The organism is Micromonospora sp. H61, from assembly GCF_018070325.1.
In the GTDB taxonomy this organism is placed as follows: Bacteria; Actinomycetota; Actinomycetes; order Mycobacteriales; family Micromonosporaceae; genus Micromonospora; species Micromonospora salmantinae.
Window position 1 is genome coordinate 1 of sequence record NZ_JAGPXY010000245.1, and the last position, 595, is coordinate 595.

The 595-nt window shown below is 60.0% G+C and carries 1 protein-coding gene; it reads left to right on the plus strand.

Going from position 1 to position 595, the window contains the following annotated elements:
* Nucleotides 1-268: 268 nt before the first annotated feature.
* The coding region (locus KBX08_RS33410) for a hypothetical protein (RefSeq protein ID WP_210787732.1) at nt 269-595 on the plus strand (327 nt) is incomplete at its 3' end.

Sequence of the window (595 nt, forward strand, 5' to 3'; positions counted from 1 at the left end):
GAGTTCGCCGCCCTCAACGGTGATAGTTGAAGGCGGGTCCCCGGTGTGTGCGCGCACGGTCGGTTGAGTTTGACCTCACCGAGATCATAGGCATACCGCTAGGGCCAATTGCAAGCGAAGTCTGACAGATCCCGGTGGATCAAAAATAATTGCAGGGATTCGCGCAATAAGGACCGCGTCCTTGCTTGACCTTCATTGCAATTCAATGTAGCCCCTCGACGGTCGAGCAGTTACTGACGCAGGGAGCGTCAAAGGTGGCCGGTTGGGTATGAGCGCAGCGATGACGCACAAGCAGGCGGGTCAGGCTGTCGATCAAGAGCACTCGCGTCCGGCAGTTGTGGACGACAAGACGGTTGAGGCTCTGGGTGAGTTGAGCAAGGCTCTCGAGACAATCCACCGGGTACGAGGCCACCTGTACTCGGCGCACCAACTAGTGGGCGGGGCAGATCTCACCCTTGACCGGGTGGTGAAGCTGCTTCGCGAGGCCGGACACAAGGAGATGGCCGACCGGGTTGAGCACGAGCTGTTGGGGCGCAACGTGCTACCCGGCCGGTGGACGTTCCAGATCGTGGAGGAGTTCGACGACGGCTACTAC